The sequence below is a fragment of the Pseudaeromonas paramecii genome (assembly GCF_039540575.1).
Classification (GTDB): Bacteria; Pseudomonadota; Gammaproteobacteria; order Enterobacterales; family Aeromonadaceae; genus Pseudaeromonas; species Pseudaeromonas paramecii.
The window spans coordinates 32,784-45,894 of sequence record NZ_BAABFC010000024.1 but is presented as its reverse complement, the minus strand read 5'-3'; the positions used below and the strand labels follow the sequence as shown (position 1 = coordinate 45,894).

The 13,111-nt window shown below is 63.6% G+C and carries 14 protein-coding genes; 5 read left to right on the top strand and 9 right to left on the bottom strand.

What is annotated here, in order from left to right:
- Positions 1 to 105: 105 nt before the first annotated feature.
- Complete coding sequence (locus ABD847_RS15060) at positions 106 to 1,245, top strand: HlyD family secretion protein (RefSeq protein ID WP_345014497.1); 1,140 nt, start codon at positions 106 to 108, stop codon at positions 1,243 to 1,245.
- A gap of 10 nt (positions 1,246 to 1,255) precedes the next feature.
- Entirely contained in the window at positions 1,256 to 2,800 is a 1,545-nt protein-coding gene (locus ABD847_RS15055) for a DHA2 family efflux MFS transporter permease subunit (RefSeq protein ID WP_345014496.1), read from the top strand.
- A 62-nt stretch (positions 2,801 to 2,862) separates the two neighbouring features.
- Here the strand turns inward: ABD847_RS15055 and ABD847_RS15050 are convergent, their stop codons facing one another.
- Together ABD847_RS15050 and mutY are read right to left on the bottom strand one after the other, a co-directional pair.
- The gene (locus ABD847_RS15050; RefSeq protein ID WP_345014495.1) at positions 2,863 to 3,138 is read right to left on the bottom strand and encodes an oxidative damage protection protein; all 276 of its coding nucleotides are present in this window, start codon (positions 3,136 to 3,138) and stop codon (positions 2,863 to 2,865) included.
- Positions 3,135 to 4,223: an A/G-specific adenine glycosylase gene (gene mutY, locus ABD847_RS15045; protein ID WP_345014494.1), complete on the bottom strand. Its 1,089-nt coding sequence runs from the start codon at positions 4,221 to 4,223 to the stop codon at positions 3,135 to 3,137. Before mutY ends, ABD847_RS15050 begins: the two co-directional genes overlap by 4 nt.
- 193 nt (positions 4,224 to 4,416) lie before the next feature.
- On the opposite strand from mutY, the gene ABD847_RS15040 reads away from it, so the two are divergent.
- From ABD847_RS15040 to ABD847_RS15030, 3 genes are all read left to right on the top strand, one after another.
- Positions 4,417 to 4,947 (top strand): DUF308 domain-containing protein, encoded by a 531-nt coding sequence (locus tag ABD847_RS15040; RefSeq protein WP_345014493.1) that lies wholly within the window; start codon positions 4,417 to 4,419, stop codon positions 4,945 to 4,947.
- A gap of 87 nt (positions 4,948 to 5,034) precedes the next feature.
- Positions 5,035 to 5,751: a tRNA (guanosine(46)-N7)-methyltransferase TrmB gene (gene trmB, locus ABD847_RS15035; RefSeq protein WP_345014492.1), complete on the top strand. Its 717-nt coding sequence runs from the start codon at positions 5,035 to 5,037 to the stop codon at positions 5,749 to 5,751.
- Between the two features lie 16 nt (positions 5,752 to 5,767).
- Complete coding sequence (locus tag ABD847_RS15030) at positions 5,768 to 6,100, top strand: 50S ribosome-binding protein YggL (protein WP_345014491.1); 333 nt, start codon at positions 5,768 to 5,770, stop codon at positions 6,098 to 6,100.
- 47 nt (positions 6,101 to 6,147) lie between these two features.
- Here the strand turns inward: ABD847_RS15030 and speE are convergent, their stop codons facing one another.
- The 7 genes from speE to ABD847_RS14995 all read right to left on the bottom strand — a co-directional run bounded on the left by speE (position 6,148) and on the right by ABD847_RS14995 (position 12,994).
- A complete protein-coding gene (gene speE / locus ABD847_RS15025) occupies positions 6,148 to 7,038 on the bottom strand; it encodes a polyamine aminopropyltransferase (protein WP_345014490.1) in 891 nt (296 codons plus the stop codon).
- A 132-nt stretch (positions 7,039 to 7,170) separates the two neighbouring features.
- Positions 7,171 to 7,602 (bottom strand): hypothetical protein, encoded by a 432-nt coding sequence (locus ABD847_RS15020; protein ID WP_345014489.1) that lies wholly within the window; start codon positions 7,600 to 7,602, stop codon positions 7,171 to 7,173.
- Between the two features lie 188 nt (positions 7,603 to 7,790).
- The gene (tolC, locus tag ABD847_RS15015; RefSeq protein WP_345014487.1) at positions 7,791 to 9,104 is read right to left on the bottom strand and encodes an outer membrane channel protein TolC; all 1,314 of its coding nucleotides are present in this window, start codon (positions 9,102 to 9,104) and stop codon (positions 7,791 to 7,793) included.
- A 200-nt stretch (positions 9,105 to 9,304) separates the two neighbouring features.
- Positions 9,305 to 10,438 (bottom strand): ABC transporter permease, encoded by a 1,134-nt coding sequence (locus ABD847_RS15010; protein ID WP_345014485.1) that lies wholly within the window; start codon positions 10,436 to 10,438, stop codon positions 9,305 to 9,307.
- The gene (locus tag ABD847_RS15005; protein ID WP_345014483.1) at positions 10,435 to 11,373 is read right to left on the bottom strand and encodes an ABC transporter ATP-binding protein; all 939 of its coding nucleotides are present in this window, start codon (positions 11,371 to 11,373) and stop codon (positions 10,435 to 10,437) included. The genes ABD847_RS15010 and ABD847_RS15005 overlap by 4 nt, the downstream gene beginning before the upstream one ends.
- Positions 11,370 to 12,323 (bottom strand): HlyD family secretion protein, encoded by a 954-nt coding sequence (locus ABD847_RS15000; RefSeq protein WP_345014481.1) that lies wholly within the window; start codon positions 12,321 to 12,323, stop codon positions 11,370 to 11,372. Before ABD847_RS15000 ends, ABD847_RS15005 begins: the two co-directional genes overlap by 4 nt.
- On the bottom strand, positions 12,320 to 12,994 hold the full coding sequence (locus ABD847_RS14995; RefSeq protein WP_345014479.1) for a TetR/AcrR family transcriptional regulator: 675 nt from the start codon (positions 12,992 to 12,994) through the stop codon (positions 12,320 to 12,322). Before ABD847_RS14995 ends, ABD847_RS15000 begins: the two co-directional genes overlap by 4 nt.
- Positions 12,995 to 13,111: the final 117 nt, after the last annotated feature.

Sequence of the window (13,111 nt, the reverse complement as noted above, 5' to 3'; positions counted from 1 at the left end):
CCGGGGCTGCCCGCCGAGGTCTTGTTGTCGGCATATAGTAACAAAAGAAACTATCACAACAGTAAATATAAAGGTCGCAAACGACCCCCTCTATTGGAGAGAGATATGAGTGCCCATTCCCCTGCCCGCAAGAAAGCCTTGCTCGGCTTGAGTTCCCTGTTTGTGCTGGCGGCCCTGGGGGCCGCTGGCTGGTGGTACCTGCATCAGGGCAGCGAGACCACGGATGATGCCTATGTGGCGGGCAACGTGGTGCCTGTCTCCTCCCGCGTGGCGGGTAACGTGCTGAGCCTGCATGGCGAGGAGACCCAGCAGGTGGCCGCCGGCAGCCTGCTGGTGGCGCTGGACGAGACAGATGCCAAGCTGGCCCTGCTGCGGGCTCAGACCCAGCTGGCCCAGACGGTGCGGCAGCTTTCCCAGCAACAACGGCAACTGGGGCAACTGGCGGCTACCGTCGGTCTGCGCCAGGCCGAGCTGGATCGTGCCCAGGGGGATCAGGCCCGTCGCGAGGTGCTGGGGCAGAGCAATGCCGTGGGCCGTGAAGAGGTGCTGCATGCCCGGCAGAGTGTCGCGGAAGCCAAGGCGGCGGTGGCCGTCGCCCAGGCTGAGCAGGCCGCGCTGCAGGCCAAGCTGCTGACTACGCCCCTGGCCCAGCAACCTGAGGTACTGTATGCCGCCGAACAGCTGCGGGAAGCCTGGCTGAGCCTGCAGCGCACCCGCATCCTGAGCCCGGTGAACGGCCTCATCGCCAAGCGCAACGTCCAGGTGGGCAGCCATGTGGCGGTGGGCGCCAGCCTGTTCGCCGTGGTGCCCATGGATCAGCTGTGGGTGGATGCCAACTTCAAGGAGATCCAGCTGGCCAAGATCCGCGTCGGCCAAGCCGCCACCCTCAGCGCCGATCTGTACGGTGACGAGGTGGTTTATCACGGGACGGTCGAGGGGCTGGCCGCCGGAACCGGCAGCGTCTTCTCGCTGCTGCCGGCGCAGAACGCCACCGGCAACTGGCTCAAGGTGGTACAGCGTCTGCCGGTACGCATTAAGCTGGATGCGGCCGAGCTGGCCAGGCATCCGCTGCGCCTGGGGCTCTCCATGCTGGTGACTGTGGATGTCAGCGACACGAGCGGCGCCCATGTCACCGATGCACCGGTAGACAATGCCATCGCCAGCACGGACGTACTGACCCAGGACATGGCGCCGGTGGACTCCCTGATCGCCCAGATCATCGCCGACAACAGCCAAGCAGGCTAACGGGGGCGTCATGCAAGCAAGCCATGCTGCGCCCAAGCCCCTCGAAGGGGGGGCGCTGGCGCTTTTGACCCTGGCCCTGGCCATGGCCACCTTCATGCAGGTGCTGGATACCACCATAGCCAACGTGGCCATCCCCACCATAGCCGGTAATCTGGGGGCCTCCTCCAGCCAGGGCACCTGGGTCATCACCTCCTTCGGGGTGGCCAACGCCATCTCCTTGCCGCTCACCGGCTGGCTGGCCAAGCGGGTGGGGGAGGTGAAGCTGTTCCTCTGGTCCATCACCCTGTTTGTGCTGGCCTCCTGGCTGTGCGGTCTCTCCTCCAGCCTGGAGCTGCTGATCCTGTTTCGGGTGATCCAGGGGGCGGTGGCCGGCCCCATAGTGCCCCTGTCCCAGAGTCTGCTGCTGTCCAACTACCCGCCGCAAAAGCGCAGCCTGGCGCTGTCGCTCTGGTCCATGACGGTGATAGTGGCGCCCATCTTCGGCCCCATACTGGGGGGCTGGATCAGCGATAACTATCACTGGGGCTGGATCTTCTTCATCAATGTGCCGGTGGGGATCTTGGTGTTCAGCCTGAGTCGCCGCCTGCTCAAGGATCGGGAAACTGCCACCGAGCGCAAGCCCATCGACGGGGTGGGACTCATGTTGCTGGTGCTGGGCATAGGCGCCCTGCAGCTGATGCTGGATAGAGGCAAGGAGCTGGACTGGTTCTCCTCCACCGAGGTGATCACCCTGGCGGTGGTGGCCGTGATGGGCATCAGCCTGCTCATCGCCTGGGCCCTGACCGACGAGAATCCCATCGTCGATCTGAGCCTGTTCAAGCACCGCAACTTCGCCATCGGCGTGGGCTGCATCAGCCTGGCCTACCTGCTCTACTTCGGCACTGTGGTGCTGCTGCCCCAGCTGTTGCAGAGCTATCTGGGCTATACCGCCACCTGGGCGGGCATCGCCTCGGCGGTGGTGGGCATACTGCCGGTGTTCCTGTCGCCCATCATCGGCAAGAATGCCCACCGGCTGGACATGCGGATGCTGGTGACCATCAGCTTCCTGGTGTATGCCGCCTGCTTCTATGCCCGTACCCAGTTTACGGTGCAGATGGACATCTGGGCCGTGGTCTGGCCCCAGTTCTGGCAGGGGGTGGCGGTGGCCTGTTTTTTCATGCCGCTGACCGCCATCGCCTTCGCTGGCTTGAAGCCCCACCAGCTGGCCAGCGCCGCCAGCCTGTCCAACTTCCTGCGCACCCTGTCAGGCTCGGTGGGGACCTCCCTCATCAGCGCCCTGTGGGACAGGCGCGAGGCGGTGCATCACGAGACCCTGACCCAGGCCATCAACGGCTACAACCCGGTGAGCGTGCAGGCCATGGACACACTGCAGGGGCTGGGCATGAGCCAGGCCCAGAGCGGGGCCTATCTGGCCCAGGAGATCACCCGCCAAACCCATGTGATGGGCAGCAACGAGATATTCGCCCTCTCCGCCTGCCTGTTCATCGTCATGACCGCCGTGGTCTGGCTGGCCAAGCCACCGTTCCATGCCGGTGGCGGTGGTGGTGAGCACTAACCCGCTAATGACAGAAGGCGCCTCGCGGCGCCTTCTGCTTATGTGTGCTCTGTGGTGCCGGCCTATTTCTGCTCCGGCGGCACATAGCCCTCGATCTGCACCTCGCCTTCCTCGAACAGGTACTTGACCATCTCCTCCTGCAGCAGGGCTCTGTGGTCGGCATTCATCATGTTGAGCTTCTTCTCGTTGATCAGCATGGTCTGCTTCTTCTGCCATTCGCTCCAGGCTTCCTGACAGATGTTGTCGAAGATGCGCTTGCCCAGTTCGCCGGGAATGAGCTGGAACGGCATGCCGGGGGCTTCTTTCTTCAGTCGTTGGCAAAAAACGGTGCGGCTCATGGGGCTCCTCGCTTGAGTGTCAGTTCCGGGTAGGCCAGCAGCTTGACGGTGGCGGCGGAGAGCCCCACGCTGGCCGGTTGCTTGAGGTTATACCAAAGATGGTCGGCGCCCTCCAAATCCCCTTCCGCCACCTGGAGGGCCAGCGGGCGTGCCAGTCGCGCCAGCAGCGGCTGTATCTCCAGGTGGAAGTGGCTGAAGGTATGGCGAAACGGGGCCAGGGGGGTGAGCGAGCATTCACCCGCGCCGTGGCGGTTCAGCCAGGCCTGGGCCTCGGCTTCATCGGCACATTCGGGGAAGCTGTAGAGGCCGCCCCACAGGCCGCTGGCCGGTCGCTGGGCCAGGTAAATGTCGTGGCCTTGCTGCAGGATCAGCAGGCAGACCTGACGCACCGGCAGCTTGGTCTTCTTCGGCTTGGGAGTGGGATAGTCCTCCGGCCGGCCGGCAGCCAGCCCCTGGCAGTCATCAGCCTGCGGGCAGGCCTGGCATTGCGGCTTGCTGCGCGAACAGAGGCTGGCCCCCAGATCCATCATGGCCTGATTGTACTGGGCCACCCCCTGCGCCGGTGTCAGACGGTCGGCCCATTGCCAGAGCTGCTGCTCCACCGCCTTCTCACCCGGCCAGCCGGCCAGGGCCAGATAGCGAGTGAGCACTCGCTTGACGTTGCCATCCAGAATGGGATGACGCTGCCCCAAGGAGAGGGAGAGGATGGCGCCGGCGGTGGAGCGGCCTATGCCCGGCAGGGCCATCACCTGTTCCAGTTCGGTGGGGAAGATACCGCCATGTTCATCCCGTATCTGGCAGGCGGCCTGATGCAGGTTGCGAGCCCGGGCGTAGTAGCCCAGGCCGGTCCACAGGTGCAACACCTCATCCAGCGGCGCATCGGCCAGGGCCATGACGCTGGGGAAGCGGGCCATGAACCGCTCATAATAGGGGATGACGGTGGCTACCTGGGTCTGCTGGAGCATGATCTCCGACACCCAGACCCGGTAGGGGGTCTTGTCCTGCTGCCAGGGCAGGTGCTTGCGGCCATCCCGTTCATACCAGGCCAGCAGCCGTTGGGCGAAGGGTAGTAGGGTGTCACTCACAGGTTCAGGCATCCGCTTCAAAATCAGGGCCGAGATTGCAGCACAGGGGCGACCGACTTGTAAACCGGCCAGCATGTAGGGCTTTTTGACCGCCAAGCTGAACCCAGGGTGATCTTGTGAGCGACAGCCCTTGCCTTGGAGCCAAAAGGCGCTAGCGTAGTAACACTGCGATTTTGCTAAAGGAGCCTCTGGTATGTCTGAATCCCTGGTCATGACCCAAACCACCCGCCGCAACGCCCGCCTCATCGCCCTGGGCATGATGCTGCTGGGTTTTCTGGCAATTGTGCTGCCCTTCTATGTCGGCATGGCCGCCGCCATGGTGCTGGGCGCCAGTATCGCCCTCACCGGGCTCTCCGGCCTGTGGATGAGCCGCCGGCTCAGCAAGGTGGGCTACGCCACCTGGGATCTGCCCTTCTGGGGCTATCTGGTCATCGGCATCCTGCTGCTGCTGTGGCCGCAGCTGACCCTGGGGCTGGCGGCCCTGCTGCTGGGGGCATCGCTCATCCTCTCCGGCATCCTGGCCTGGCAGCGTAGCCAGGGGCAGGGCGGCTGGGCCAAGGTGACCAGCGTACTGACCCTGATCCTGGGGATCCTGGTGGTGGGCTCCGGCGCCAGCGGCGTGGCCTGGCTCATCGGCGTGGCCTTCGGCCTCAGCCTGCTGCAACAGGGCTGGCAGCTGTGGCAGACGGTGTCCCGTACCCCTGTGATCTGGGAAGGGCGTTAGTACTGTGGTGATTTTGCCGCCGCCGGGCTTGCGTCTAACGCCTATCTTTGGATAATTCCCACTCCTTTTTGTGCTTGAGAGAGAGTCATGAGCGACAACAACCCGCCGGAAACCCGCGAAGAAGGCCAGTTTATGCGCCGTATTCGCAGCTTTGTGCGCCGTGAGGGCCGCCTGACCAAGGGGCAGGAGCGTGCACTGGCCGAGTTGTGGCCCGTGATGGGGGTGGAGTTTGAGCCCCAACCGCTGGATCTGGCCGCCCTGTTCGGCCGGCAGGCTCCCGTGGTGCTCGAGATAGGTTTCGGCATGGGCGCCTCCCTGGTGGAGATGGCCAAGGCCGCCCCCGAGCTGAACTTCATCGGTATCGAGGTGCACAGACCCGGCGTCGGGGCCTGCCTGTCTGCCGCCGAAGAGGCGGGGATCAGCAACCTGCGGCTGTTCTGTCACGACGCCGTGGAGGTGCTGGAGCAGATGATCCCCGATGAGAGCATCGACACCCTGCAGCTGTTCTTCCCCGATCCCTGGCACAAGTCCCGCCATCACAAGCGCCGCATCGTACAGCCGGCCTTTGTGCAGATGCTGCGGCCCAAGCTCAAGCCGGGCGGCCTGTTCCACATGGCTACCGACTGGCAGAACTATGCCGAGCACATGCTGGAGGTGATGAGCCAGGCCGAGGGCTTCGAGAACACCTCTGAGTTCGGCGACTATGTGCCGCGCCCGGATCAGCGCCCGCTGACCAAGTTCGAGCGGCGGGGCCATCGCCTGGGCCACGGGGTCTGGGAGCTGATCTTCAAGCGAATCGCCTGAGCCACAAGGAGGCCATATGGCACAACGTAGTCGCCGCCTGCGCAAGAAGCTGCGGGTGGATGAGTTTCAGGAGCTGGGTTTCGAGCTGAACTGGCACTTCGCCGCCGGCACCGAGCCGCGGCAGGTGGATGCGGTGATCGACCGCTTCATCGCCGATCTCATCGAGCCCCGTGGTCTGGCCTTCGCCGGTTCCGGTTACCTTGCCTGGGAAGGCCTGGTCTGCACCCAGGCCATCGGCCGCTGCAGCGAAGAGGATCGCCAGGCGGTGGAGCAATGGCTCAGTGCCAACGGTGGCCAGGCCATCGAGGTCAGCCCGCTGTTCGACGTCTGGTACGGCGATCCGGCCTAAGCTGCGACATGTTCTCGCAAGAAAAAACCACCCTCGAGGTGGTTTTTTTATGCCGGCCGTTCGGGAGGCAGCAGGCGGCGAACGAAGTTGGGCAGCGCCAGGGCGGCCACATGGGTGTCGCCGTTGTAGTAGTGGAGGCCAGTGATGCCCCGTTCGCGCAGCCGGCGCTCCACCTCGGCGCTGCTGATGGCCTTGGGATCCGTCCTCTGGCTGGCGCAGGCCATGGCCCACAGGCCGCCATACAGGGCGATGGGCACTAGTATGAGGCGGACGATGGCGAACTGCTGCCGCAGGTCACTCACCAGCCGGCTGATCCGCTGGGGGTGCCACTGGGGCGAGCCCAGATGCAGGCTCAGCACCCCCTGTTCACCTAGCAGGCGGGCGCAGTCGGCAAAGAAGGCCGGCTGGTAGAGGGGCTCGGCAACGCCCTGGGGATCCGTGAGATCCAGCACCAGCAGATCCACCGGATCTTGGCTCTGCGCCACATAGGCCAGGCCGTCAGCTATTTGCAGCTGCAGCCTGGGATCGTCGAAGGCGCCCTGATGCACCCGGGGCAGATAGGTCTTGGCCATTTCCACCACCTGGACATCCAGCTCGCACACCACCAGGGATTCTAGACGAGGATCCTTGAGCAGCTGGCGGGCAGAGCCACCGTCACCGCCACCGATCACCAGGGCACGGCGGGGGGCCGGGTGGCTGATGGCCGGCAGCAGGGCCAGATTCTCATGGTAGAACCACTCGTCGGCTTCCGAGGTCATCAGGCAACCATCCAGGCGGAACAGTCGGCCAAATGCCGGGGTCTGCAGCACATCGATGTGCTGATAGGGCGACTGAGTCTGCATCAGGGTCTGTTCGACCCGATACGTGAGCCCCAGATGGTCGGTCAGCCATTCGGTCTGGGTTGGACATCCCTCCTGAGCGGGTTTGTCGATGGACATCATGGTTCTCCGGCAATTTCGCTCGCTGAGGCCTTGTTATTGCCGGCCACCACCCTGGGCGGCAGCGGCTCGGTCGACCGCATAAAGTATAAGGCCGCCCAAGCAGGCGGCCCCAGATCGGTGGTGCAGGTATTAGTGGGCCGGAGTGGCGACGCCGGCGAATTGGTAGAGGGCCTGGGCCAGGCGATCGTCACCGAAGAACTGGCGCACCCCGTCCATGTCGTCCACTGTGACCGCCTGATAGTGTTTCTCTTCGTCATCGATCAGGGTCATGCGCTGGCAGACATATTTGTCACTGCGGGTGCGGAACAGCTTGAGGTAGGCCAGGCGGCGGTTGTCCTTGGCATGGCGTTCCTCCACGTTGGCGATCTGCCAACCGAGGAAGATGATGTCCCGGGCGTTGTCCCGGCTGACGGTCTGTTCAACGGGATCCGCATCCAGTGACTGGCACAGATCGGCCCGCTCCTTGATGAGGGCCTGCTGGTGATCCTGCTCGGTCACCGCATGCAAAGACCCCTTGTCCTGCATGCCCAGCAGCTGTTGCAACGTATCGAATAACTTCATGGCGATCCCCTGTTGATTCATCTTGGGTTTGTTAACCCCTTGTTATTGGCAGGGAAACGTTAATGGTTCTCAACCGGATAAACCGGGAGCTGATTCAAGAATTGATGGAAAAATCGACGGCGACTGAGGGAAGTGTGAGGCGGGGCGCAAGGTGAACCGGGTGCCCGTCTGGGCACCCGGCAATCACATCAGGAGGCGGGTTTGAGCCCCTGGTTGACGCTGGCCAGATCTTCTTCGGTCAGGGTGCCGGCGGTCTGCTTGATGGCCAGCCGGTTGAGGATGTAGTTATAGCGCGCGGTGGAGAGCTGCTGCTTGGCGGAGTAGAGGTTGCGGGTGGCATCCAGCAGATCCACCACGGTACGGGTTCCCACCTCATAGCCGGCGCGGGTGGCGGTCAGGGCGCTCTCGGCGGAGATCACCGACTGCTGATAGGCCCGAACCGTGCCTATGCTGCCGTTCACGTCGTTGTAGTTGCGGTTCAGGGTGGCCTGCACATCGCGGAAGGTCTTCTCCAGGGATTCGCTTGCTGCCACATAGTTGAACTGGGCCTGCTTGACGCGGGAGTCCACGGCGCCGCCTTGATACAAGGGCAGATTGAATTGCAGTCCGACGGCGCCGGTGTTCAGGGTGCCGTCATTGTAGCTGGGGCCACTGTTCTTGTAGTCCGTGTAGGCGCTGGACAGGCTGGCGGAAAGATCCAGGGTCGGCTCGTTGCCGGTTTGGGCCAGTTCGATCTGCTGCTTGGCGATTTCCTTGGCGATGCGCTTGCTGTGCAAGGAGAGGTTGCTGTCTTCGGCCAGCTTCATCCAGTGCTCGGCATCCATTTCCAGCGGACTGGTGGCAAACCGATCCGTGTTGAGGATATCGAGGAACTTGTGTTCGGCCCCGGTGAGCTGGCGCAGCCCTTCGTAGCTGTTGCTCAGGGCATTCTCTGCCTCGATGACGGTGGCTTCCGCCAGATCCGCCGCCGCCTTGGCTTCATGGACGTCCGTGATGGCGGTCATGCCCACCTCGTAGCGCTGCTGGGTCTCGTCCAGTTGGCGCTGCAAGGCTTCCCGGTTGGCCTTGGCGAACTCCAGGGTGTCCTGGGCCGAGAGCACGGCAAAGTAGGCCTGGGCGCTGCGCACCATCAGGCCCTGTTGTTCGGCGTTGTAGGCCACATCGGCCTGGGTGGCCGCCTTGGCACTGATATCGCTGTTGATCCAGTTGCTGCGGCGGTAGAGGGATTGGGACAGTCCCAGATTGGCCCCAGCCGTGCCGGCGGTGGCGTAATCACTGCGGTTGGTCTTCTGATAGCCCAGGTTGCCTCCCAGGTTGATCTGGGGCAGCTGAGCTGCATCGGCCTCGTTGATGGCCTCGAAGGCCTTGTCACGCACCGCCTTGGACTCCAGCAACTGGGGATCCTTCTGCTGGGCCAGGTGGTAGATATCCAGCAGGTTGTCGGCGTGGGCCAGACCAGTGGTACCAAACAGCACCATCATGGATATGAGGGTTTTCTTCATAATCGTCTACGTCTCCAGTGTTCCCGCGGTCGCCAGACCCGCCTAGGGAGAGTATGGCCAATAGGAATGTCGGCATTCATAGTGCCTGTTAACTGTGGCAAAAACCATGTTGAATCAAGGTGGTCGCCATTTTTTATCCCGCCGTTTTCCTTGGGTTCAGTCACGGCAGCGTTGCCGCCAAGCATAGCCAGCGGTCAGGCTCAATCCAAGGTTCTTCTGAATCGTTTGAGCCCTATCAGCAGCATTATCAGAATAAATAGCAGCAAAGGCCACATATGAGGCCAGCTCTGCGCCAGATCGTTGCCCTTGAGCATGATGCCGCGAATGAGGCGCAGAAAGTGGGTCAGGGGCAGCAGCTCGCCGATCGCCTGGGCCCACAGGGGCATGCCGCGGAACGGGAACATGAAGCCCGACAGCAGCATGGAGGGCAGAAAGAAGAAGAAGGTCATCTGCATGGCCTGAGTCTGGTTGCGGGCCACGCTGGAGATGGTGATGCCCACCACCAGGTTGGCGGCGATGAAGATGGAGACCCCCAGCAGCAACAGCGGCGTGCTACCCAGAAACGGCACCTCAAACAGCAGCTTGCCGGCCAGCAGGATCACCAGCACCTGCACCAGGCCGATGGCCACATAGGGCAGTATCTTGCCGGTCATCACCTCCAGCGGACGTATGGGGGTGGCCAGCAGGTTCTCCAGGGTGCCGCGCTCCAGCTCCCGGGTCACCGCCAGGGCCGTCATCATGATCATGGTCATGGTGAGAATCACCCCCATGAGACCGGGCACTATGTTGTACTGGGTCAAGCCTTCCGGGTTGTAGCGGCGGTGGATGCGCAGCTCGAACGGATCTGGCTGTTTGGACTGGGCCAGCGGGCCCGTGAGATCCGCCCGCAGCGCCTGCTGGGTAAGCTGCTGCAGGGTGGCGATGGCGTTGGCGGTGGCGGTGGGATCGGTGGCGTCGGCGTCCACCTGCAGCACGGGGGACTCACCCCGCTGAAGATCTCGGGAGAAACCGGCGGGAATGATGACGGCAAACTGCACCTCGCCGCTGGCCAGCAGACTGTCCGCCTCGGCATCGCCGTGCAGGCCGGGCAGCAGGCGGAAGTACTGGCTGTTCTCCAGTGCCGTGCTCAGGCTACGGCTGAAGGGGGTCTGTTCATGGGCCACCAGCAGGGTGGGTAACTGCTTGGGATCGCCATTGATGGCGTAGCCGAACAGGGTGAGCTGGATCAAGGGGATGCCCAGCATCATGGCGAAGGTGAGGCGATCCCGGCGCAGCTGCAGCAGCTCCTTGATCACCATGGCCCACAGGCGGTGGGCCCACTCTGGCAGTCTCATGGCCGTTCCTCGCTGAAGTTGTCCCTGGCCTCATTCATCAGGGCGATAAACAGATCTTCCAGGGCGGTGGCTACCGGCTGCCAGTCTTGTCCCTGGGCCCTCAGTTGGTCCAGCAGAGGCGCTATCTGCGCGGGCTGGCGACTGCTCAGGTGCAGGGCATTGCCAAAGCGGGTCACCAGGGCCACCCCGGGTTGGCCTTCCAGCCAGCGGGCCAGATCCGCCGGTGCCTGGGCCAGCCGCCAGGTGCTGAAGCCGCTTTGCCGGATCAGCTCCTCCGGGGTGCCGCAGGCCAGCAATCGGCCGTAGGCGATATAGCCCAGGCGGTGGCAGCGCTCCGCTTCGTCCATGTAGTGGGTAGAGACCAGCACCGTCATGCCGTCGTGGGCCAGGTGACCTATCTCCTCCCAGAAATCGCGGCGCGCCTTGGGATCCACCCCGGCGGTGGGTTCGTCCAGCAGCAGCAATCTGGGCTGGTGGATGAGGCAGGCGGACAGGGCCAGGCGCTGTTTCCAGCCGCCGGACAGGCTGCCCGCCAGCTGGTGACGCCGGCCGGTGAGCCCCAGTCGGGCCAGGGTATCCAGCGCCAGGGCCTTGGGTCTGGGCAACTGGTAGAGGCGGGCGATGAACTCCAGGTTCTCCTGCAGGGTCAGATCGTCATACAGGCCGAACTTCTGGGTCATGTAGCCCACCTGGCGCTTGATCTGGGCCGACTGGCGGACTATGTCGAAGCCCAGGGTCTGGCCCTGGCCCTCATCCGGCGTCAGCAGGCCGCACATCATGCGGATGGAGGTGGTCTTGCCGCTGCCGTTGGGGCCGAGGAAGCCGTAGATCTCGCCGGGCCGGACCTGCAGATCCAGCTTGTCCACCACCGTCTTGTCACCAAAGCGTTTGGTGAGCCCCTGTACATCGATGATCCAGTCGCTCTGCTGGTTCATTTGGCCTCCGGTAGATAGACATCCAAGGGCTGGCCCGGTCGTAGTGTGCCGGTGTGCAGCGGCTTGGCTTCTACCAGGAACACCAGTTTGGCGCGGTTGGCCTGGCTGTAGATGACCGGCGGCGTGAACTCCGCCTCGCTGGCGATGTGGCTGATGCGGGCGTCCAGCTTACCCTCACAGGCATCACAACCCACCTGGATGGTTTGCCCCGGCTTGAGTTGGCTGAGCTGATCCTGGGGCACGAAGAAGCGGATCTTGACGCCATCCTCCGGCAGCAGGTTCAGCACGGGTTGCCCCGCCGGCACCCATTCGCCTATCCGGAACAGTATCTCGTCTACCAGCCCCGTTGTGTGGGCCTGCTGCTGCCGTTGGGCCAGTTGCCAGCTGTCCTGCTGCACCTGGGCGTCGGCGGCCTCGGTGGCCGCCTTGGCCGCCATCAGGGCATCGGGCCGCCCGGCCAGCTGGCCCACCGCCAACTGGGCTTGCAGATTGCGCACCTGAGCCTCGGCGGTCTCCTGCCGGGTGCGGCTGTCATCCAGGTTGGCCTGGCTGCTGAAGCCTTGGCGACGCAGGCTCATCTGGCGTTCATGATCCCGGCGGGCCTGACGCAGTTCGGCCTGGGCCGATTCCAGTTGGGCCTGCAGGGCCGCTATCTCCTCGGGTCTGAGTCCCTTGGTGAGATCGGCCAGCTGAGCCTGGCGCTGGGCCAGCAGGGCCTGACTGGCCGCCAGGGTCGCCTTTTGCGGCTCGGCCTCCAGAGCAAACAGCGGCTGATTGGGTTGTACCTCATCCCCTTCCGTGACCGCCAGCCGGAGCAGACGCCCGCCGCTGGGGGCAGCCACCTGAACAAAATCGGCCTCGGCATAGCCGGGCAAGGGGGCTTGATCCTGTGGCTGGCAGCCCGCCAACCACGGCAGGGAGATGAGGACGAAAAGGGGGGCAAGCTTCATGCGGACTCTCCTGGGGCGCTCAGGCTGGCCTTGATGGCCATCAGGCCGGCCCAGCTGAAGGTGACAAGATGGCTATCTATCTCTTCAAGCCAGTGTTCGGCTTCATAGAGCCGTGGCGCCAGGCGGCTGGCCAGCGGGCGGGCCATCACATAGCACATGCATTGGCCGAACAGGCTCAGCAGGCAGCGCACCTGGGTTTCGTGGCTGGCGGCGGGGCCCAGTATCTCCTGCAGCAGAGCCAGTATGACCTTCGCCTGGGGCAGGCTGAACTGCTGGAACATCACGTCCAGCGCCGGCGTCGGGTTGGCCAGCTCCCGTAGCATCAGCTGGGCCAGGCGGCATTCGCTGCTGTCATCCAGCATGCGCAGCACCAGGCTATGGATGACAAAGGCGAAGCGTTGCTCCAGAGACTGATTGGGTATCTCAGATGTCAGCGGGGCCCGGGCCAGGGCCAGCTCACCATGATGACGCAGCACCGCCAGATAGAGCCCTTCCTTGCTGCCGAAGTGATAGTTGATGGCGGAGAGGCGAACTCCGGCCTCTTCGGCGATCTCCTTGACCCGGGCGGCGCGAAAGCCTTCCGCCAGGAAAATCCGGGTAGCGGCACGGATGAGCTGCTGGCGGGTTTCTTCTCCGCCGCTGTGATTGGGATACTGGGCCGTTTGAAACATGCCGACGCTCCTGATAGGACATTTAGAAAAAATTTATGGAAATATTTTTCTAATTGCAAGCTATCGCGTGAAGAGGGGGCGAGAATTCGCCGTCAGCTGGCGCTTTATGGCGCTTGG

What these genes read in the sequence shown, in the direction of transcription:
- ABD847_RS15060 (WP_345014497.1), top strand. Translation starts at nt 106, where the DNA reads ATGAGTGCCCATTCCCCTGCCCGCAAGAAAGCCTTGCTCGGCTTGAGT.
- ABD847_RS15055 (WP_345014496.1), top strand. Translation starts at nt 1,256, where the DNA reads ATGCAAGCAAGCCATGCTGCGCCCAAGCCCCTCGAAGGGGGGGCGCTG.
- ABD847_RS15050 (WP_345014495.1), bottom strand. Translation starts at nt 3,138, where the DNA reads ATGAGCCGCACCGTTTTTTGCCAACGACTGAAGAAAGAAGCCCCCGGC.
- ABD847_RS15040 (WP_345014493.1), top strand. Translation starts at nt 4,417, where the DNA reads ATGTCTGAATCCCTGGTCATGACCCAAACCACCCGCCGCAACGCCCGC.
- trmB (WP_345014492.1), top strand. Translation starts at nt 5,035, where the DNA reads ATGAGCGACAACAACCCGCCGGAAACCCGCGAAGAAGGCCAGTTTATG.
- ABD847_RS15030 (WP_345014491.1), top strand. Translation starts at nt 5,768, where the DNA reads ATGGCACAACGTAGTCGCCGCCTGCGCAAGAAGCTGCGGGTGGATGAG.
- speE (WP_345014490.1), bottom strand. Translation starts at nt 7,038, where the DNA reads ATGTCCATCGACAAACCCGCTCAGGAGGGATGTCCAACCCAGACCGAA.
- ABD847_RS15020 (WP_345014489.1), bottom strand. Translation starts at nt 7,602, where the DNA reads ATGAAGTTATTCGATACGTTGCAACAGCTGCTGGGCATGCAGGACAAG.
- tolC (WP_345014487.1), bottom strand. Translation starts at nt 9,104, where the DNA reads ATGAAGAAAACCCTCATATCCATGATGGTGCTGTTTGGTACCACTGGT.
- ABD847_RS15010 (WP_345014485.1), bottom strand. Translation starts at nt 10,438, where the DNA reads ATGAGACTGCCAGAGTGGGCCCACCGCCTGTGGGCCATGGTGATCAAG.
- ABD847_RS15005 (WP_345014483.1), bottom strand. Translation starts at nt 11,373, where the DNA reads ATGAACCAGCAGAGCGACTGGATCATCGATGTACAGGGGCTCACCAAA.
- ABD847_RS15000 (WP_345014481.1), bottom strand. Translation starts at nt 12,323, where the DNA reads ATGAAGCTTGCCCCCCTTTTCGTCCTCATCTCCCTGCCGTGGTTGGCG.
- ABD847_RS14995 (WP_345014479.1), bottom strand. Translation starts at nt 12,994, where the DNA reads ATGTTTCAAACGGCCCAGTATCCCAATCACAGCGGCGGAGAAGAAACC.